This window comes from Methanobrevibacter millerae, from assembly GCF_001477655.1.
GTDB lineage: Archaea > Methanobacteriota > Methanobacteria > Methanobacteriales > Methanobacteriaceae > Methanocatella > Methanocatella millerae_A.
The window spans coordinates 243,048-262,728 of sequence record NZ_CP011266.1 but is presented as its reverse complement, the minus strand read 5'-3'; the positions used below and the strand labels follow the sequence as shown (position 1 = coordinate 262,728).

The 19,681-nt window shown below is 32.1% G+C and carries 25 protein-coding genes and 2 tRNA genes; 5 read left to right on the top strand and 22 right to left on the bottom strand.

Annotation, left to right across the window (positions count from 1 at the left end; all coding sequences use genetic code 11):
• Positions 1 to 10 precede the first annotated feature (10 nt).
• Together frhA and frhD are read right to left on the bottom strand one after the other, a co-directional pair.
• Positions 11 to 1,225 carry a coenzyme F420 hydrogenase subunit alpha gene (gene frhA / locus SM9_RS00950; RefSeq protein WP_058738357.1) on the bottom strand — a complete coding sequence of 405 codons (1,215 nt, stop codon included), beginning with the start codon at positions 1,223 to 1,225 and terminating at the stop codon, positions 11 to 13.
• A gap of 396 nt (positions 1,226 to 1,621) precedes the next feature.
• Positions 1,622 to 2,185: a coenzyme F420-reducing hydrogenase, FrhD protein gene (gene frhD / locus SM9_RS00945; protein ID WP_058738356.1), complete on the bottom strand. Its 564-nt coding sequence runs from the start codon at positions 2,183 to 2,185 to the stop codon at positions 1,622 to 1,624.
• Positions 2,186 to 2,340: 155 nt separating this feature from the next.
• Between frhD and SM9_RS00940 the strand changes: the two genes are divergently transcribed.
• From SM9_RS00940 to SM9_RS00930, 3 genes are all read left to right on the top strand, one after another.
• On the top strand, positions 2,341 to 2,844 hold the full coding sequence (locus SM9_RS00940) for a hypothetical protein (RefSeq protein ID WP_058738355.1): 504 nt from the start codon (positions 2,341 to 2,343) through the stop codon (positions 2,842 to 2,844).
• A 91-nt stretch (positions 2,845 to 2,935) separates the two neighbouring features.
• Positions 2,936 to 3,009 (top strand) — tRNA-Arg (locus tag SM9_RS00935).
• A 55-nt stretch (positions 3,010 to 3,064) separates the two neighbouring features.
• A tRNA-Arg gene (locus SM9_RS00930) sits at positions 3,065 to 3,138 on the top strand.
• Positions 3,139 to 3,140: 2 nt separating this feature from the next.
• On the opposite strand, the gene SM9_RS00925 is transcribed toward SM9_RS00930, so the two are convergent.
• The 16 genes from SM9_RS00925 to trpE form a co-directional block, all read right to left on the bottom strand.
• Entirely contained in the window at positions 3,141 to 4,328 is a 1,188-nt protein-coding gene (locus tag SM9_RS00925) for a TIGR00375 family protein (RefSeq protein WP_058738354.1), read from the bottom strand.
• Between the two features lie 12 nt (positions 4,329 to 4,340).
• Positions 4,341 to 4,871 carry a DUF2112 family protein gene (locus SM9_RS00920; protein WP_058738353.1) on the bottom strand — a complete coding sequence of 177 codons (531 nt, stop codon included), beginning with the start codon at positions 4,869 to 4,871 and terminating at the stop codon, positions 4,341 to 4,343.
• 24 nt (positions 4,872 to 4,895) lie between these two features.
• Positions 4,896 to 5,666, bottom strand: a complete 771-nt coding sequence (locus SM9_RS00915) for a proteasome assembly chaperone family protein (protein ID WP_058738352.1) — start codon at positions 5,664 to 5,666, stop codon at positions 4,896 to 4,898.
• On the bottom strand, positions 5,653 to 5,832 hold the full coding sequence (locus SM9_RS00910) for an RNA-protein complex protein Nop10 (RefSeq protein WP_058738351.1): 180 nt from the start codon (positions 5,830 to 5,832) through the stop codon (positions 5,653 to 5,655). Before SM9_RS00910 ends, SM9_RS00915 begins: the two co-directional genes overlap by 14 nt.
• Before the next feature lie 6 nt (positions 5,833 to 5,838).
• A complete protein-coding gene (locus SM9_RS00905) occupies positions 5,839 to 6,636 on the bottom strand; it encodes a translation initiation factor IF-2 subunit alpha (RefSeq protein WP_058738350.1) in 798 nt (265 codons plus the stop codon).
• Positions 6,637 to 6,702: 66 nt separating this feature from the next.
• On the bottom strand, positions 6,703 to 6,882 hold the full coding sequence (locus SM9_RS00900) for a 30S ribosomal protein S27e (RefSeq protein ID WP_042691937.1): 180 nt from the start codon (positions 6,880 to 6,882) through the stop codon (positions 6,703 to 6,705).
• A gap of 9 nt (positions 6,883 to 6,891) precedes the next feature.
• Positions 6,892 to 7,170, bottom strand: coding sequence for a 50S ribosomal protein L44e (locus SM9_RS00895; protein ID WP_058738349.1), 279 nt, complete (start codon positions 7,168 to 7,170; stop codon positions 6,892 to 6,894).
• A 289-nt stretch (positions 7,171 to 7,459) separates the two neighbouring features.
• On the bottom strand, positions 7,460 to 8,449 hold the full coding sequence (locus tag SM9_RS00890) for a DNA replication complex subunit Gins51 (protein ID WP_058738348.1): 990 nt from the start codon (positions 8,447 to 8,449) through the stop codon (positions 7,460 to 7,462).
• Between the two features lie 54 nt (positions 8,450 to 8,503).
• Complete coding sequence (pcn, locus tag SM9_RS00885; RefSeq protein ID WP_058738347.1) at positions 8,504 to 9,238, bottom strand: proliferating cell nuclear antigen (pcna); 735 nt, start codon at positions 9,236 to 9,238, stop codon at positions 8,504 to 8,506.
• Positions 9,239 to 9,317: 79 nt separating this feature from the next.
• Positions 9,318 to 10,091 carry a tryptophan synthase subunit alpha gene (gene trpA, locus SM9_RS00880; protein WP_058738346.1) on the bottom strand — a complete coding sequence of 258 codons (774 nt, stop codon included), beginning with the start codon at positions 10,089 to 10,091 and terminating at the stop codon, positions 9,318 to 9,320.
• Positions 10,084 to 11,268 carry a tryptophan synthase subunit beta gene (gene trpB, locus SM9_RS00875; protein ID WP_058738345.1) on the bottom strand — a complete coding sequence of 395 codons (1,185 nt, stop codon included), beginning with the start codon at positions 11,266 to 11,268 and terminating at the stop codon, positions 10,084 to 10,086. Before trpB ends, trpA begins: the two co-directional genes overlap by 8 nt.
• Positions 11,261 to 11,863, bottom strand: coding sequence for a phosphoribosylanthranilate isomerase (locus tag SM9_RS12235; protein WP_058738344.1), 603 nt, complete (start codon positions 11,861 to 11,863; stop codon positions 11,261 to 11,263). The genes trpB and SM9_RS12235 overlap by 8 nt, the downstream gene beginning before the upstream one ends.
• Positions 11,856 to 12,632, bottom strand: coding sequence for an indole-3-glycerol phosphate synthase TrpC (gene trpC / locus SM9_RS00865; RefSeq protein ID WP_058738343.1), 777 nt, complete (start codon positions 12,630 to 12,632; stop codon positions 11,856 to 11,858). The genes SM9_RS12235 and trpC overlap by 8 nt, the downstream gene beginning before the upstream one ends.
• A 5-nt stretch (positions 12,633 to 12,637) precedes the next feature.
• On the bottom strand, positions 12,638 to 13,645 hold the full coding sequence (trpD, locus tag SM9_RS00860; protein WP_058738342.1) for an anthranilate phosphoribosyltransferase: 1,008 nt from the start codon (positions 13,643 to 13,645) through the stop codon (positions 12,638 to 12,640).
• The gene (locus tag SM9_RS00855; RefSeq protein ID WP_058738341.1) at positions 13,645 to 14,214 is read right to left on the bottom strand and encodes an anthranilate synthase component II; all 570 of its coding nucleotides are present in this window, start codon (positions 14,212 to 14,214) and stop codon (positions 13,645 to 13,647) included. Before SM9_RS00855 ends, trpD begins: the two co-directional genes overlap by 1 nt.
• Positions 14,211 to 15,707 (bottom strand): anthranilate synthase component I, encoded by a 1,497-nt coding sequence (gene trpE / locus SM9_RS00850; protein ID WP_058738340.1) that lies wholly within the window; start codon positions 15,705 to 15,707, stop codon positions 14,211 to 14,213. The genes SM9_RS00855 and trpE overlap by 4 nt, the downstream gene beginning before the upstream one ends.
• Before the next feature lie 247 nt (positions 15,708 to 15,954).
• On the opposite strand from trpE, the gene SM9_RS11815 reads away from it, so the two are divergent.
• Together SM9_RS11815 and SM9_RS11810 are read left to right on the top strand one after the other, a co-directional pair.
• The gene (locus SM9_RS11815) at positions 15,955 to 16,845 is read left to right on the top strand and encodes a hypothetical protein (protein WP_058738339.1); all 891 of its coding nucleotides are present in this window, start codon (positions 15,955 to 15,957) and stop codon (positions 16,843 to 16,845) included.
• Between the two features lie 146 nt (positions 16,846 to 16,991).
• On the top strand, positions 16,992 to 17,168 hold the full coding sequence (locus SM9_RS11810) for a hypothetical protein (RefSeq protein ID WP_157064616.1): 177 nt from the start codon (positions 16,992 to 16,994) through the stop codon (positions 17,166 to 17,168).
• Positions 17,169 to 17,410: 242 nt separating this feature from the next.
• Here SM9_RS11810 and SM9_RS00840 read toward each other — a convergent pair whose 3' ends face one another.
• The 4 genes from SM9_RS00840 to SM9_RS00825 are packed head-to-tail and all read right to left on the bottom strand — an operon-like array spanning position 17,411 to position 19,558.
• On the bottom strand, positions 17,411 to 17,812 hold the full coding sequence (locus SM9_RS00840) for an MraY family glycosyltransferase (RefSeq protein ID WP_058738338.1): 402 nt from the start codon (positions 17,810 to 17,812) through the stop codon (positions 17,411 to 17,413).
• Between the two features lie 9 nt (positions 17,813 to 17,821).
• The gene (locus SM9_RS00835; RefSeq protein ID WP_058738337.1) at positions 17,822 to 18,598 is read right to left on the bottom strand and encodes a CPBP family intramembrane glutamic endopeptidase; all 777 of its coding nucleotides are present in this window, start codon (positions 18,596 to 18,598) and stop codon (positions 17,822 to 17,824) included.
• 54 nt (positions 18,599 to 18,652) lie between these two features.
• A complete protein-coding gene (locus SM9_RS00830) occupies positions 18,653 to 19,354 on the bottom strand; it encodes a DUF4013 domain-containing protein (RefSeq protein ID WP_058738336.1) in 702 nt (233 codons plus the stop codon).
• On the bottom strand, positions 19,355 to 19,558 hold the full coding sequence (locus SM9_RS00825) for a helix-turn-helix transcriptional regulator (RefSeq protein WP_058738335.1): 204 nt from the start codon (positions 19,556 to 19,558) through the stop codon (positions 19,355 to 19,357).
• Between the last annotated feature and the right edge of the window lie 123 nt (positions 19,559 to 19,681).

Sequence of the window (19,681 nt, the reverse complement as noted above, 5' to 3'; positions counted from 1 at the left end):
TCCTCCAAACTTAGATTCTCACCATTTCATTTTTAAGAATGGATTTGTCTTCATCGTCAACTACCATTACGTGAGTAGCACATGATAAACATGGGTCGTAAGCTCTGATAACATGTGGACCAAACTCATGGTGGAATCCTTCTGTAGCAGGACCCATAGTAGGAATATTCCAAGTAGTTGGTACAATAGCTGAGTAGAATGCAGTTTTGCCGTCTACTACTTTTGCCATGTGAGCGTTGGTTCCTCTAGGACCTTCGATAATACCGAATCCAAGTTCACCAGTACCTCTTGGGTCGTAATCTGCTCTAGCAGAAGCTGCAGGATCAATTGCATCTAATGCTTCAAGACATGCATCGTAGTTTTTCAACATTTCGTCTGCACGTGCAACGTGTTGAGCAATTACACCTTTGCCTTTAAATCCTTGGTATTTTTCCATTCTTGCTCTAGGACCAGTTTCTACGTTAGTACCTTCCCATAAAGGAATAACTGAACATGCTTTAGTTCCAATTTCAGGATCATCATACCATGCTTCAGGTAAAACTTCAGAGAATTTGTCCATATCGAAATCATTGGAACCGTAAAGTGGGTCAACAGCCATTAAAGGTTGGTTAACAACACCTAAGTCTTTAGGTAAACCTGCTTCTAAAACAAGGTTTTTAATGAATTCAACGTGAGCTTCAAGTTTTGGTCTGAGAGCGGTCATTCTTTCAATCAATCTATCTTTAGTGAATGGAGTAATGTTTCTAGCCATTCCACCTACTCTGATATCAGATGGGTGAATACCTTCACCAGCAATCATGTCAACAACATACTGTACATTTTTTCTGATTTCAGAAACACTGTCCACTGCTTGTGCGAAATTACTGTCATCAGTAATATCAGGAGCAACTAGGAAGTGGTGAATTGCTGCACTGTTTATGTTGTGTGCTGCTAAAGTAGCTTTTCTTAACAATTTAGCTGCTTTAGGAATTTCAATTCCTAATGCCATATCAATCGCTTCAGCTGAAGCCAAAGTGTGTGGAATCGGACAAACACCACAGATTCTTTGACATAAAACAGGAGCGGTTTCAGGTGCTTTGTTAAGAACCATCTTTTCTAAACCCCTTACCGGAGTGATACTTAAATACATACCTTTTGTAACTATCCCTTCATCATCAACTTCCATGACCAATTCGGCATGGCCTTCTTGACGAGTTGTTGGAGATATAACTACTCTATCTTTCAAATATGTCACCTTCTTTGTAATTAAAAATTTGTTATTTTAATTAACGATATATATATTTAAACATGAACATTAATAAGTAATACTTTATGGATTAAATAGTAAACTATAAATAATAAAAAATCAGAGCCGTTTCCGTCGAGAAAATCCGTTAAAAATAATGATAAATTATTAATAATTTTAAAAAAAGTAGTATTAAGTTTAGGTTATCAAAAATTTATATTTTAATCTCTTAAAATTGAAAAATAAATAGAAAATTTACAATATGAAACAAAATTAATAATGATTAAAAATAGGTCAAAATTTAAAAAAATAATAATCAGTAATAAAAAATAAAAAATAGTAATAAAAAATAGTTGAAATCCGATTTAAAAGTAATAAATTAAAAAAATAAAATGTTCATTTAATTTCATTTAAAATTAAACGAATAGCATCAGGGACAGATTTTTCAACTTCTTCAGTCAAACCCATGTCAACAGTAGGTGTTGTAATCTCGCCAGGTTTGCATCCAACTATGACAACTTCACATTTTTCAGACAGTTCATGAAGTGGCTCTTCAACAGCATAAGTGTGAACATTTTCATATTTGTCCCTAGGCATTTCAAAAGGAGAGAATGTCCTTACACTTCCAGGCTCTGCATCATAGTCAACAACATCAACCACAATAACTTTTTCCCAATACTCATCGGGAAGAGAAAAAATAAAGTGAGTTGCACCATTGCCCGCATCAATGAATTTTACCTCACCGGACAAATCAACGTCACAGACAATGTCTTCAACCTCTTTAAGCACATCTTTTGAGAAGTCATTTTCTATATATGAAATTACCATAGGATCAAAATCATCTTCAGTCTGATTTTCAAAATATTTTTCCAACAGGTTTACAACAATAGGTCCAAACCCATCATCCTTAAAAAGCAAATTGCCGCATCCAACAACAATTGTTTTTGCATGATATGGCATGATAAATCCTCCTTATTTTTTAATTAATATAGTAAATTATTTATAACATTAATATTAAAATTTTTGTATTAAATAACATTTAAGTATTTTAATTGACAAATCTTTTAATTAATTGTATGAATTAAAATACTAAAAAATTCATAGGAGGTGCAACCATGGATAAATCAAATTTAATAATATCTATTATCGTTGTATTATGTATTGCAGCAGCAGTTGCAGCATATGGTATTATAAATAATCAAGATGCTGTATTTTCAGATTTGGCTAGTATGAATTCTGGTTCTGGAAATGGTGGAAATGGTATCGGTAACAACACAACCCAAAACGGAACAAGTACCTCTTCAGATGGTAGCGGTTCCGGCGGAAGCAGTTCAGGTGGAAACGGTGCAGGTTCAGGAAGCGGTTCCGGTTCAAGTTCCGGTGGATCAGGAAGCGGTTCCGGTAGTGGTTCCGGTGGCGGATCATCAAGTGGACCAAATTATTCATCTTCACAAATTAGGTCTATTGCAAACAGTCACATCGGCGAATCCGGATGCTATGCAGGAACACCATCTTATTCCGGCGGATACTGGTATGTCACTATTTACAATTCCACAGATAACAGTGCTGTAGACGGATTTGTAATAAACGATAGAAACGGATTTGTAAGTAGAGGGTAAATTTATTAATTTACACTTTTCTTTTTTATTTTAAAAATGACAATTAACTATATATAATAAGAAAAACAAAACAATAAAATGATGTTTATGAGGGCCCGTAGCCTAGCTGGATAGGGCGTCGGACTTCTAATCCGAAGGTCCCGGGTTCAAATCCCGGCGGGTCCGCTTTCATAAAAAAGACTTATTTTTATACTGATTTTAATTAAAATTAATATTTTTTGGGCTTGTAGCCTAGTCTGGAAGGGCGTAAGACTCCTAATCTTAAGATCGAGGGTTCAAATCCCTCCAAGTCCGTTTTAAAAATTATCTAAAGTAACGAATTTTGGCTTTTTTTCTTCTTTTACTGCAGATTCAATGTTAATTTCACCATATTTTCCACCGCCCCCAGGAATTATGTCGATTGTATGATTTCTAAAGGCACCAATAGCATTTGAAACCTTTGAGTCAATCTTTTCAATATCGGAAATTTCACTTTCAATCAATACATTAATTTCATTTCCAAAATTATCTATCAATTTCTGCCAAATGCTCTGCACGGTTTTTGTTGTAACGCCCTTGTCATAAACTGTTGAAATTAACTCAGCCAATGGCATTAAATGAACATATGGTGGCCTGGAATCCGGATGGTGCGGACTTTTAAAATCAGAAATTTCAGAAATTCTATAATCCACACCTTTTTTAATTCTTCCACCGCAGCTACATTTCATTTTATTTTCCTTTGCAACTTCAGGATCTATCAATTTAAAGCATTTTGTACATGCAGTCATATGATATTTTCCCAGATTTGGTACAAGACCATAATTTGCGTTAACATCAGAATGTTTAATTGCATGTTTAATTGATGAAAATGAAATATCCTTTAGTTCAATTTGATTAAACTCACGACCCAATCTATGAGGCCATGGAGAATGAGCATCAGAATTGCTTAAAAATGTAAAGTCTTTCAGTTCACCGACCGTATCGGCCATGTCCGTATCAGCAGACAGGCCCAACTCGACAAAATCGGCTTTCTTTTCATAGCAGTCATAAATACTATCAAAAGACTTATACATGCCAGTCCATGGAGTAAATGCATGAGCAGGACCAATTAAACAATCATATTCACGAACCAGCTCTAAAATTTCAGCACCGTTTAAATTTGTTTTAGGCCTTCCATCAATATTCTTATTTTTTGAAGGTAATTTGTCAGAAAGTTCCCTTGCAGTGTCAATGTCGGGAATAATAATTAAATGATGAATTTTATTTTTTCCTTCAATTTCAGTGGTTATGATAAAATCCATATTTTGTGTAGAATAAATTCCATCACCAGAATAATGAGTGCTTTCCTCTATAATATCCAGCCATTTAGGATGAAGACCATCCCCAGTACCTATAAGACCTAAACCCTTAAGTCTAGCTTTTGGTGCTATATTTTCAATCAGCATGTCTTTAGATGATGCCATTGAAAAACAACTGTGAACATGAAAATCTGCATTTATCAACATGAATAAAAATATTTAAATTGAATTATTTAAAATTTTTTTAAAATCAGAAAAGGAAATTTTTGATGTCGGTTTTTTTAAATCAGTGTTAATATCATCACTGATAGATGAGTCAAAATCTTTTAAGAATAAATTAACTCGATTGATTAAATCAATAATATTATCACGGGTAGTTGGATAAGCCAATTTCAAAACAGGAATATCCATTTCACTTACAATGCGTGCAGATAAAGAATGTGCGTTATTGCATCCGTTGCCGCAAAACAAAATCAGTTCATTTAAAACTCCATACATCGGTGCGTATTTTTGAGGCCTTTCGCCAAGAATAATCGCAGCATCAGTTTTTTCCAGCAATGGAGCTAAAAGGGAAATACGACCGCGAACGCCGGAAGGCGTTTCACAGGACATTTTAACTCTAAAATTAGGATTGAGATTAAGTTCATTATCATATTTAGAAAAATTAGTTGGAGACAAATAGTTATGTCCATTCTTTTCAATTAAAGGCACAACAATCATTGCACCATCCGGAATAACAATAATATTCATGAAAAAAATAAAAAAATTGGATTATTATCCAATATATCTTAAGTCATCAGCGTTTCCGGCATTAGCACGATTAATTAAATCCTGTTCCATTTGTTGAGCTTTAGCTAACATTTCTCTTGTTTGTTCAGCCCTTTCATCAAGTTTTTCGGTATTAATTTCAAAATTAAGTAATTCTGCTAATTTCAATAAAACGCCTTCAGCAGACTCCGCATCGATAAAGTAACCTGGAGTTTCACCCATCAGACAAGCCCCATATATTCCTTTGCGCATTCCTAAACCTAAGAATAAACCTGAAGCACCGACAATTCCACCATCATTGGATCTCATTTCAACACCCACTTCTTTTAAAAGTTCAATGTGAGCTTCGTCGCTAGCTGCTCCCAATACTCTTGGATTTTCAATAGGCTGACCTGTAGGCACACCGCCTAAAGTGAAAATTCTAGATATATTAAAAGGTTCTAAAAATTCTAAAATTTCGCTGCAAACAATATATTGACCATCCGGAGATAATGATTGAGTATTTCCACCAATTATAATAATATCCTGATTTTCTTCACCTAAATCACGGATATAATATAATTCATTAATCATGTTTTCAATCATGCCGTCTTCACCAACCAAAACCTGAGGGGGAAAAGTTGGGGAATATATTTCAGCAAATTTTGTTGCATCAAGTTCATCAATCATATGATCTGCAACCAATTTACCTACATGACCAACACCAGGTAATGCTTCAATAAAAATAGGATTTTCCAATTCTACTTCTTCTAAAATAGTAATTTCAGTGGCTTTCATTTTTATCCCTTAATTCTTTTTTTAATATACGACGGTACTTACCATATTTATCTTCAATAGAAAATTTTGGAGGATAAATAACTTTAAGCTCCCCACTACATTTAGGGCATTTATCCTCTAAAGTATAAATTCCACATTCGGGACATTTACGCATTTTCATACTCATAAGAATCTAATCATCTAACTCTCTTAAAAATGAACCGTTTCCTTCAGATTCTTCAACAACAGCAATACATCTTTCAGCAGCAGCTTTTAGCGCTTTTTCAGCAAGGATATAATCTGTTGATTTTACAGTGATTCTGTATCTTGGAGCACCAACACATTGGACTTTGATTTCTTCTTCAGCATCACCGTTGTCTTCAGCAGCTTTAAGAGCATCAATAATGATTTCTACTCCATTAGGAACAAAGGTTTCAATATCCACATAACCGTTAATATGAACTTCCGGAGGAGTAATGTTCTTTTGAGCTACTTTAGTAATAGCATCAGCCCAATCTTGAGGTATTCCTTCTTCAGTTAAAGATTCAGCTCCTTCATCAGCGGCGGTTTCAAAAGCACCATAAACATCACCAAAGATGTCCATAATCTCATAACCAACTTCATCATAAGCTTCATCCAATGTCTTATCTAAGGATTTAGCAGATAATTCCAAGAATTTTTCTGCTTTTTGTTCAATTTTCCAATGTTGAATCTTTTTAGTTCTTTGATCTTCACGGATTCTTTTTAAAGAAGCATCCACATGTCCTTTTTTAGGGTTTACTCTTAGAACACGGCATACAATCTTTTGATTTTCTCTAACGTGATCTCTAATATTTTTTACCCAACCAGCAGAGACTTCAGAAATATGAATAAAAGCTTCTTTGCCTTGATATTCTTCTAATTTAGCGAATGCACCATAATTAAGAACTTTATAAACAGTACCTACAATAAGTTCTCCTTCATCAGGCCATTCTTGACTTTTTCTTACCATGCAAATCACCCCAAAAATAAGTAAAAAATTAAAAAATAGTTAAAATAAGTAAAAAACTAAAAAAATTTAGTTTAAAACTTTTTCAATGTGTGCTGTGATTTTAGCCTTAGCACCACGAGATTTAACAAGAGTTTTACCACAAATAATACATTTAACATCAGAAGCTGCACGGTCAAAGATTATTTGTTCATTGTCACAATCTAAACATTTAACTTTTAAAAAGTTTCCTCTACCTTTACTAACCATGTTAACCACCTATTTTGCTACAAATTCAGGTTTTCCTGTTCTGAAAGATTGTTTAATGTGAGATTTACCACATTCTTTACATTTAGCTCTTAAGTCTAATTTTTTAACCGGTTTGTTTCCAGCAGGTAAAGGCCTTGGATAACCTCTGTAACCAGCAGTGACACGTCTGAATTGTCTTTGTCCCCAAGTTAACTCACTAGCTTTTCTTTTTTTAGCAGTGTGGAGTTCATGCATTGTATGTTTTTTACAATGAGGACAGTAAGTTCTTTTTTCTTTTGGTATTTTCATTTTTCCACCATTATTTTTTTATTTTAATCGGCACTTGAAGTGCTTAATTAAATAGTCATTATAAATCTAGTTGTAAATTTATCTAAACTCAATTTATATCAAAAATTGTTAGAGATAGAAACTGCATAGTAACTGTTTATGTCTACAAACAGCAAAAATCCAAATTATAATAAATAATTTTTTAATATTACAAATAGATATGAGATATAATTATATTAATAAAAGTATTTAAAGTTATGCAATATCTGCATAATTGCTTGAAAAATAAGGTAATTTTTGAAATTTAATTTCAGATTTTTACAAAACGGGCTTTTCTATTTTTGACAAAAATATTTGCATTGATTTTAGGCAATGTTACAATATCTTGAGACCTAAACGGACCATAAACCTTCTCATCAATACCCATAATGGAATCAACATCATCCAAAACCAGAATAGTTACTATTTCAGATTCCTTAGTTCTTTTTGGAACATCCAAATCAATGAACTGATCATCATTATCTAAAATCTCTATATCATCAAATTTATCCTGTTTTTTAGGAACATCCTTTTTAATTTCAGGAACTTTACTAACAGAAGAATTGGCGATTTGCTTTTCAATAGGTTCTCTTACTTCATCAGTGATGACTTTGGCCTTGGATATTTTATCAAGTCTATCTAAGACATCATCACCAGAAGTTACTGGTTTTTCATCAACAGATACATCACCAGCATCAGATGAAGGTTTATCTTGAGAATTTAAAGTTTCATCAGCCTTCTGTAAAACATCATCTTCCACTTTAACATCATCAATAGCTGCATCGGCAACATCACTTAATGAATTGGAAGGAGATTTTATTGGTTCTTCTTCAGGAATATCTTCAACATCATCCTTTTTAGAAACTTTAGGAACCTCTTGTCCTGAAAGATTAAGCCTGTGATTTTTTAAAGTTTCTATTACTGAAAAATAGAATGTTTCTTCTTCAGGGGTCAAATTAAGAGGTATTGAATCAACTAAATCAAACTCCTGTTTACCAGAAAAGAGATGATAAGACCTGTTCATATTCAAGACAGCAGCATTAGTAATTTTATGCTCCCTTCTTTCACAAATTTCAGTAGCTATCCTTCTAGCCTCATTTAAAGTATTGTATACATCAGAAAATGGATCATCAATAGCGGACTGTTTCAATTCATTGATATATTTATGAATATCATCATAAAAAGATTCTTCAACGTGAGCTAAAGTACCATTATCACGTTCTTTTTTCTGAATTTTACGCAAATATTGATATAAATCCACTTAATATCATCTCGGATGGTTTTAAAAATTAAAATAAGAAAAAAACAAATGAAATTATTCATCTGTTTCTAATCTTGGAGCAAGCAAGAAACTAAGTTTACCATCACCAGTAACCATAGTCAAGGTTAAACTCAACGGCATGTCAGTACCTAAACTAATTTCAGCTTCCTCTGAAAATTTGTCTGCTTTAAGCATTTCCCTAATTTTATCTAAAGAGAATAATGCTTTTTCATGCTCTTTTATATTTTCGCCGTGAAGATACTTGATACTGGCATCCCCGAACTCACCGTCAGCAGATGCAATGAAGTAATCTTCATCAACTTCCAAAGCAATTTTATCTGAGAATATTTCAATATCGTTGATTGAATCTTTTAAGATAGAGAAACGAACTTTGAATGATGTTGGGTGATTAATTTGAGGAGGAGTAGGATTATCATACTCGATATCAATTAATCTTATTTTAAATGTTCTTGTAGCATCTCCTTCAAAAGTAATAATGAAATTACCTTCATCTACAGACATTAAAACTCTATCTTGAGATTTAGCCCTTTTAAGAACTCTCATAAATTCATCAGTATCAATATTGATTTTTTCAGGAACATCACAAATATATTCATCAAATAAACTAGATTTGAGTTCTAAATGAACGAATGTTATGTGACTACGGTCTAAGGCATCTAATCTCATACCTTCACTATCAGTTTGGATTTGAACCTCATCTACAATAGATGAAATAGCATCAAAACTGGTTTTTAAAATACTAGAATCACTTAATTCAGCTTTAAACATAAATAATCCTCTAATTTTTAATCAAAAAAATCTTTGAATAATATTAAATATTATGTTGATTATGTATTATAAATATTTCTTATTGGATACATGCATTTTTCATATCAGACACATATTCCTTTAATGCTTCTGAAGCATTTTCACCATGCTCCTCAATGATTTTAACAATAGCACTTCCAACAATTACACCATCAGAGATTTTAGAAATTTTTGATGCTTGTTCTGGAGTGTTGATACCAAACCCGACAGCAACAGGTATATCACACACATCCTTAATGTCTGAAATTATGGCATTTAAATCTGTCTTAATTTCAGAACGCATTCCAGTTACTCCCAATGAGGATACAACATAAATAAAACCTGTTGCATCAGAAGCTATCATCTGAATTCTTTCTTTGGAAGTTGGTGCTATAAGTGAAATTACGTCAACACCATTTTGAGCCGCAATATCTGCAATTTCACCTTTCTCCTCATAGGGTAAATCCGGTGAAATTATTCCATCAACACCATATTCATTGCATTTCTTAAAGAACTCTTCATAGCCATAGAAAAATACAGGATTGATATAAGTTAAAAATACTAATGGAACATCAGTTTTCTGGCGAACCTTTTTAACAATTTCAAATACGTCATCAGTTGTTGTATTGTGTTTTAGAGCACGCACGTTAGCATCCTGAATTACAACACCTTCAGCCATAGGATCAGAAAATGGAATACCTATTTCAATCAAATCACAACCCGCCTCATCCATAGCTAAAATGTATTCCACAGTTTTTTCAATTGTAGGATCCCCTGCGGTTAAAAATCCAATGAATGCTGTTCCATTTTTAAATGCATTTGGTATTCTACTCATTTAAATCAACTCCCCTGTAATCAGCAATGGATTTAACATCCTTATCTCCACGCCCAGATAAACAGACAATTATAATATCATCTTTACCCATTTCAGGTGCAATTTTCATTGCATGAGCAACCGCATGTGAACTTTCAATAGCTGGAATGATACCTTCCATTCTAGACAGGTATTCAAAAGCCTCAACTGCTTCTTCATCATTAACCGGGACATATTGAGCCCTTCCAGAATCTTTTAAAAATGCATGTTCGGGTCCAACACCAGGATAATCCAAACCTGCAGATATCGAATATACTGGAGCGATTTGTCCATATTCACCCTGGTTAAATAACGATTTCATCCCATGGAATATCCCTATTCTACCGTTAGTCAATGCAGCCGCATTATATGGAGTGTCTACACCTTTTCCTCCAGCCTCACATCCAATTAATTGAACATTCTCATCATCAATGAAATTATAAAATGCACCCATTGCATTACTTCCTCCGCCAACACAGGCCAATACTGCAGTTGGCAGTTTTCCTTCTTTTTCAAGTATTTGCTTGCGTGCCTCTTCACTTATAACTGCCTGAAAATCCCTAACCATTTGAGGAAATGGATGTGGCCCCATTGTTGAACCAATCACATAATTTGTTGTTTCAACATTAGCAATCCAATCCCGGAATGCATCGTTAACTGCATCCTTCAAGGTTTTAGTTCCAGATTTGACAGAATGCACCTTTGCACCAAGCAGTTCCATACGATAAACGTTTAAAGCTTGTCTTTTGGTGTCAACTTCACCCATGAAAACTTCACATTCCATATCCAAGAGTGCTGCTGCAGTTGCTGTTGCCACACCATGTTGGCCAGCACCAGTTTCTGCAATTACTCTGGTCTTGCCCATCTTCTTAGCAAGCAAAACTTGACCCAAAACATTATTGATTTTGTGTGCTCCAGTATGATTTAAATCCTCCCTTTTTAAATATATTTTTGCTCCGCCAAGATCTTCTGTCATCCTTTTTGCATAATACAAAAGAGATGGTCTTCCAGCATATTCCTTTAATAATGTATTCAATTCATCAATAAAATCAGGATTATTCATATAATAGTTATATTGTTCTTCCAAATGGAGTAATTCATGCATTAACGTCTCTGATATATATTGACCTCCATATTCCCCATATCTTCCTTTAGTCATTTATTGCCTCCATGACTTCCTTAATTTTTAATTCATCTTTATAACCATTAGTTTCTACACCGCTGCTTAAATCAACAGCATATGGATCAAATTCTTCAATAGCTCGAGAAATGTTATCTGCATTCAATCCCCCTGCTAAAAAGAATTCCTTTTTTAAATCTTTTCTTATTAAACACCAGTCAAAGGTTTTTCCACTGCCTTTTCCACTGTCAAGCAACAGATAATCCGCAATTGATTCATCATACTCCAGTAAATTTTTATCACCAGACATTTCAATTGCATTAATAATTTTCAGTTGATAGTTAGATTTTTGCTTTAATAACTTTATAAATTCTTCACTTTCACTTCCATGTAATTGTGCAATGTCTATTATTCCACCATCATATAATCCGATTATTTCATCCGCATCCGCATCAACGAATACACCGACAGAAGTAATTGAAGAATCCAAATTTTCTTTCATTTGTCTAGCCAAATCATGCGAAACCTTTCTTTTAGAATCTGCAAAAACAAATCCCACATAATCCGGTTTGTATTTATTTATGATTTCAATGTCATCCAATCTTTTCAATCCACAGATTTTGATTTTAGCCATTTTTCAACTCCAAAATCATTGCCTTCTTATCATCACTTTTCATTAAAGTTTCACCAATTAAAACTGCATCAACATTATTTTCTTTTAATCTGGTAACATCTTCTTTTGTTTTGATACCACTTTCTGAAATAAAAACAATATCTTCACCAACACATCTACGTAAGTTGATACTGTTTTCAATATCTACACTAAAATCTGTCAAGTCACGGTTATTGACACCGATAATTTCAGCACCAACACTCAATGCTTTCATGATTTCTGTTGAATCGTGAACTTCAACAATAGCGGACAGGCCTAAAGAATGAGCCAAATCCAAATATTTCTTCAAATCAACTATATCCAAAATAGCCACAATCAATAGAACAGCAGAAGCTCCCAAAAACTTGGCCTGATAAATCATATACTCATCAATGACAAAATCCTTTCTTAAAATTGGAATATTAACATTTTGAGCAATTTCTTTTAAGTAATCATCATCACCCTTAAAAAAATACGGTTCAGTTAAAACAGAAATGGCTGAAGCGCCTGCATCCTCATAATCTCTAGCAATTTGCAGATAATCAAAATCCTCACTGATTAGCCCTTTTGAAGGAGAAGCTCTTTTAACTTCAGCAATGATAGATATATCATCACACTGAAGGGTTTTTTTAAAAGGAAACTCATCATCAATCTTCAAGTAAGAAACTTCTCTTTTCAAATCATCCAATGGAATAATAGATTTTTCAAGCTCAATACGTTCTTTTGTTCTTTCGACTATTTCATCCAACATAAAAATCAACTGTTTGTAAATTCAATAAATTTTTCAAGCTGTTTTAATGCCTTACCTGAATCAATAATTTCTTCGGCGATTTTCACACCACCTTTTATTGATTCAACAACACCTGCAACATATAATCCTGCAGCAGAATTCAAAACAACAGCATTTCTTTTAGGTCCTTTTTGACCTTTAAGAATATCTAATGTAATTTGAGCATTTTCCTTAGGGTCACCGCCAACCAAATCCTCTTTCCTGCATTTTTCAAATCCAAAATCCATAGGATCGATTTCATATGATTTGGTTTCACCATCTTTAATTTCACAGACACATGTTTTATCACTAGCTGATATTTCATCCATGCCGTCGACACCATAAACAGATAATGCTGATTTTACACCGAGGTTATTTAATACTTTTGCCAAAGGTTCTACTAATTCTTTATCATAAACCCCTAAAACCTGCATAGTTGCACCGGCAGGATTAGTCAATGGCCCCAAAATATTAAAAATTGTTCTTATTCCAAGCTCCTTTCTAACACCTGCGACGTATTTCATTGCAATATGATAATTTTGAGCAAACAAAAAGCAGATATTATGCTTTTTTAAACATTCCACACTTTTTTCAGGAGGAATGTTAATGTTAACACCCAATTCCTCCAAAACATCTGCAGCACCACATTTGCTTGATGCAGAACGGTTTCCATGCTTTGATACAGGTACACCTGCAGCAGATATTACAATTGAAGATGTGGTTGAAATATTGAAAGTGTTTGATCCGTCACCACCAGTGCCAACAATTTCCAATGCTTCAACATCATTCAATAGCCTTACACAATGATTCCTCATTGCTTCAGCAGATGCCGTAATCTCATCAATTGTTTCACCTTTCATCGACATTGCGGTTAAATATGAGCTCATTTGAATTTCACTTGCTTCACCACCCATAATTTCATCCATTGTGGTATAAGCTTCATCATAAGTTAAGTCTTCTTTTCGTGATACTTTTAAAATTGCTTCCCTAATCATTAAATCGCCTCCAAAAAATTTTTAATCATAGCTAAACCGTCCGGAGTCAAAATGGATTCCGGATGGAACTGAAGTCCATAAATATTATAATTCTTATGCTTTACAGCCATTATCTCACCATCATCACAGGCTTTTGACAGTACTTCCAATTCATCGGGCAAACTTGATTCGACCAGACTTAAAGAGTGATAACGGCCAACATAAATTTCATTGTCCAAACCATTAAAAATCAAATCATCATTTAATGATATTTTAGAAGATTTTCCATGCATCAGCCTGCTGGCATAAGAAATTTCACCTCCGAATGCAGCACAAATTGACTGATGACCTAAACAAACTCCCAAAATTGGAATTTTTCCCTTAAATTCACGAACTAAATCAATGCAGATTCCTGCATTTTCAGGTTTGCCCGGACCCGGAGATAAAACAATAGCTTCAGGATTGAGATTTTTAATCTCCTTTAAAGAAATCTTATCATTTCTTGAAACTTCAATGTCCGGATTTATCTCGCCTATTAATTGATACAAATTGTATGCAAAACTGTCATAATTATCTATCAAAAGAATCATTCTAATCCCCCATCAGCCATTTTTAAAGCATTTATTACTGCCGCTGCCTTATTCATGCATTCATCAAATTCATTGTCAGGGACACTATCAGCAACAATACCTGCGCCAGAACGAATAAATACCTTATTGTTTCGTTTAAAAGCTATTCTAATGGAAATACATGTGTCCAAATTTCCACTCAAATCAACATATCCAATAGCTCCACCATATATTCCTCTTTTGTTATTTTCAAGTTCATTGATAATTTCACAAGCTCTGATTTTCGGAGCACCAGATAATGTTCCTGCGGGCAGAATTGAATCAAGAGCAACCAGACAATCCAAATCATCCTTTAAAGTTCCAGTTACAGTTGAACCAATATGCATTACATGAGAAAACCTTTCTACCGACATATACTTATCAACAGATACAGAACCGATTTTTGCAATTCTTCCAATGTCATTACGCCCCAAATCAACAAGCATATTATGTTCAGCCAATTCCTTTTCATCACTTAAAAGTTCCTCTTCTAATTGCAAGTCTTTTTGAGGCGTCATGCCACGAGGTCTGGTTCCTGCAAGAGGAAAAGTATATAATTTATCATCATTGACCTTTACAAGAGTTTCGGGGGATGCACCAGCTATTTCAATATCATCACTTGAAAAATAAAACATGTATGGGGACGGGTTTGTAGTTCTTAAAACCCTATATGTATCAAATAGGCTACCCTCAATATCCGCTTCAATCCTATTGGATAATACAACCTGAAAGATATCTCCTTCCTTAATATAATGTTTTGCTTTTATAATCATTTCACAAAATTTTTCGCGAGAAAATACATTTTTAAAATCAGATTTTAACTTGAGAGGTTCAATTTCTGCTTTTTTACCATTTTTAATTAATTCAGCAATTTCTTTTAACTCATCACATGCCTTTTCGTAATTGCTTTTTAAATCATCCGTCTTCATATTAACTATGATGATGATTTTTTGACGAAAATTATCAAATGCAATGACCTTATCAAAAAGCATGATGTCAATATCTTTAAACTGATCCTGATTTTCTGCATCCAACTTTAGAGACGGCTCTGCATATTTAATATAGTCATAAGCAAAATATCCCACAAAACCCCCCGTGAATGGAGGCAAATTTTTTATTTTAGGAGATTTATTCTGATTAATCAGGTTCCTTATGACATCACTAGGATTATTCGTTTTGATTTCAACCAAATCATCATTTAATCCCTTGAATTTTGAATCCCCTTTGATTTGGACAACACCATTTTGACATGTAAATTCCAATAAAGGATCAAAACCCAAAAAACTGTATCTTCCCCAATTTTCAGAATCCTCAATACTTTCCAACATATAACAATGTTTGCTTATGTTTTTTAAGATTCTCAACACCTCAATCGGTGTAGCGACATCAGAAAATAACTCATAAACTATAGGAATTCTTTTATATTCTTCATTTTTAGCAATTTTTTTTACTTCATCAAAACTTGGGGAAAACATTATTATCACCAAAATTCTTTTTGTATATAATTATTATAATAATGTACTATTTAAAACCTTGTAGTATCTTTTTGTACAATATTGTTCTAAGGGATAAAAATTGTTCTGACAAATAAAAATTAGCCCAAAATATAAAAATTGACATCAAAAAACCATTTTATTTAAAATAATACGAATTAATTTAAAAAATAAAGAATTTAAATACTTAAAATAAAATAAGAAGTAATAAAATTCTTGGAGAATAACAATGACAGAATTTCAAGAAGATATGTTATTCAAAAATGTGAGCGAAGAAGACATTCAAATACTTCTAGAAATACTTGAAAAAGAATCTGAAAGTGCTAATATTTGGACAAAAGAATTAAGATTATTAGACCCAACAACATACAAACCAGATTTGATTATTGAATTAGATGACGAAAATCTAATTATTGAATTTCAAAGTACAGAAGTAAACGATAAGTTTTCAAGAAGAGCACATACTTATGTAGCAATAACAGACCAAAAAAAGGAAAATGACAAAGAAGTAAACATAGAAGTAATTAGTACTGCAGAAAATTCCAAACAAATCAGTTATAGAGTAAATAGACTGAATACATTCAGATATAATGTTATGGGTTTTGAAAAATACGATGGTGAGAAAATAATTAAATATGTTGAAGAAAAATTAGAAAATAACATGAAAATAACTTCAAAAGATAATATTTACTTATCTCTTGCACCATTAATGGACAAAAAGAAAAATAATAATATATCAGAAAAAATAAAACGAGTAGTAGATTTACTAATAGAATTAAATAAAACCAATCCCCCAGGCAATAAACTATCTTTTGGAATTACATGGTTATTAGTCGATAAGTTTGTAAAAGATTCTGAATTAAGAAATTTACTAATTGATGTTTTAGGTGAAAAAATGAGTGCGATTTACGAATATGGTGAAAGAAAAGAACAAAAAGGAATAGAAAAAGGCAGAAAAGAAGGAATAAAAGAAGGAATGAAAGAAGGAATAAAAGAAGGAATAAAAGAAGGGAAAAAAGAAGAAAAAGAAGAAATAATACACAAACTTTACGAATCAGGAATGACACCCGAAGAAATATCAAAAAGACTAAAAACAGACTTAGAAAAAATAAAAAAATAATAAACAAATAAAAAATTAGATTAACACAAATGATAAATACAAACACGATACCAAACAAAATTTCCATCACCACAACCAAACAATAATTACCCAATCACAAAAAAATCCAAACAACAAACACCATCATCAATACAAGAGGTGAAAAAATGAGTGCGATTTACGAATATGGAAAAAGAAAAGAACAAAAAGGAATAGAAAAAGGCAGAAAAGAAGGGAAAAAAGAAGAAAAAGAAGAAATAATACACAAACTTTACGAATCAGGAATGACACCCGAAGAAATATCAAAAAGACTAAAAACAGACTTAGAAAAAATAAAAAAATAATAAACAAATAAAAATTTAGATTAAAACAACAAATGATGAATACACAAATCCAAACTATTAACAACAGACGCTATCTAAAAATAATTTTCAATAATCTAACACAAACAGTGAAATTAAACTTATATAAATTAAAAAATGTGACAAATGCTCCAAAAGGAAAAAAAGAATAATTTATAATAGAATAAGTTAATTATTAACCTATCCAAAAATCAATTTATAAAAACTTCCAAAAAACGATGAAATCAATTCATTTTATCCTGTTCACGACTGAATTCAATTACGATTTTTTTAATTTCACGTGAATCCAAATAAGGAATTTTTTCTCGAAGTTCCTTTTCTAAATTTTTATTAACTTCTAATCTCTTTTGAGCATATTCCTCTTCACTCAAAGATGATTTATATTCCTTATTTAAATTAGAATATTTTGTGACCAACGGCTGAATTATAGAAACTACATCATTATCCAACTGATCGTTAATTTCTTTTCTTTTTTTCACATCATCTAAAAATCCTACCAACGTAATGAAAAACCCTAAAATTGTAATTGTTAGTGCCGGAACCAAATATGTTCTATCATTAACAAAATATACTGATAAAAAAATACCAATGAAAATTAAAACTATTCCTATTCTTTTTATATTCATAAAAATCCCCTAAACTTTAGTAATATACTTCCATTCCTGACGTATTGAAACAATAATTAAATATAGCGATAAAACAGCTAAAACTGAAAATACAACTATAAAAATATCATTAGTAAAGATTAAATTTCCCGTATCAATATGAACTAAAAATTCAGCCAATAGGTTATTTAGAAAATGTGCCAAAATGCATGTTAATATATTTCTTGTCTTTAAATAGATTATACACATGCAAATCCCAAATATAAATGCGGAAATAATGCTTCCATAACTATGGAGTGCACCAAAAAGGATAGATGTTATTATAATTGCAAATGATGTTGGAACAATAATCTTAAGTCTATTTAAAAATACTCCTCTAAACAACAATTCCTCACAAATCGGAGAAATGAAAATTGTTGAAATCAAACCCCCAATAAATCCAAAAGAACCAAACGCCATGATTGAAAATAATGGAGTGAACAATAAATCTCTAAATCCCGGAATATAAGCTAAAGCAAAATTTGATAAGTATAACATTCCATAAGAAAAGAAAACATTAACAATAACTATTATTAAAAGAGACTTAGGAGAAATTTTAGAAAATATATTTCTCAAATCATTCTTAAAACCGCTGCCGAAAATTCGCAACCTATAGATAAAATACAGTATAATTACAACATACACCCAGTCTTCACCAATGGAAAATTCAAAAATATCAAAAAGAATTGTTACACCAATTAATGCAAGCAATATAATCAATATTTCCAAAATAGATATTTTTCCAATACCATCACTTAAAGAAGACATAATATCTGATATGAATATATTAATATAAAAAATAATAAGATGAAGTTAAAAAAATTAACTTCCCAAGTTATATATCAATCCAATGCAACGATTTCGAAACATCGTCAAATAGGGTGTGACTAAAAAGAAGAGCACAAAATTAAATATGATTGTTCCAATTAAGTTAACAGCCCCGACACCATTCAAAGAAATGAAACTGGTTGCAATACCCAATAAGCCAAAAATAATTGAAAGTACGATAGTTACAATCATTAAAATAACAATATAAATCAATACAATACCAATATATGTTAAGATATATCTTCCATAACCTATAGATGCCATAATACCATTTATTTCTGATAATGCGAAAGCAGACTTCAATGAATCATCATTAGCCGCCATATGAGGTATTGCTAAAAGAGCAAATAACTGCAAAATTACCATCAATAGCAATGCGATGAATAATAAAATAGCACTTCTATAGAACACAGAAGCAACCAAAATTATCAAAGGAATAATAAGATATACAAATTCAACAACGATATACTTTAAACCCTCTATAAACATCCTCTTAAAATCGTCAAAATCTGGAGGTACATCATCACCGTTAATCATGCCTTGAGTAGATAACTTAACAACCCTATAGTTATATCCATAGAAAAATACCAATGGAATAATTAAAATATTAAATAAAGATAATACTCCCAATATTATAAGATTCATGACTTTTCTTGAAGAAAATTCGAAAGAATCTTTATAAATATCCAATATCATTTAATTACCTCCATCAATGATAAAAACATCCTCAATACTTTCCTGGTCCAAGACTTTTGTAATATTATAAGCCAATAACAAAGAAGGGTTGTATCTAGCATTTTCTAAAGCATTTATAGTTTGACGAGTGACTCCCACGGCATCAGCCAATTCTTGCTGAGTTAAACCTTTCTTTTGGCGAAATTCCCTTATTTTCGTTTCCAAATAATCACCCATACATATATTAAAAAATTATTATTATTCAAATATATTTTTAATTTTATATATAAATGTTATTACCCATAACAATGATGATAATACTAAAAAAGATTGTTGATTAAAAAAAAT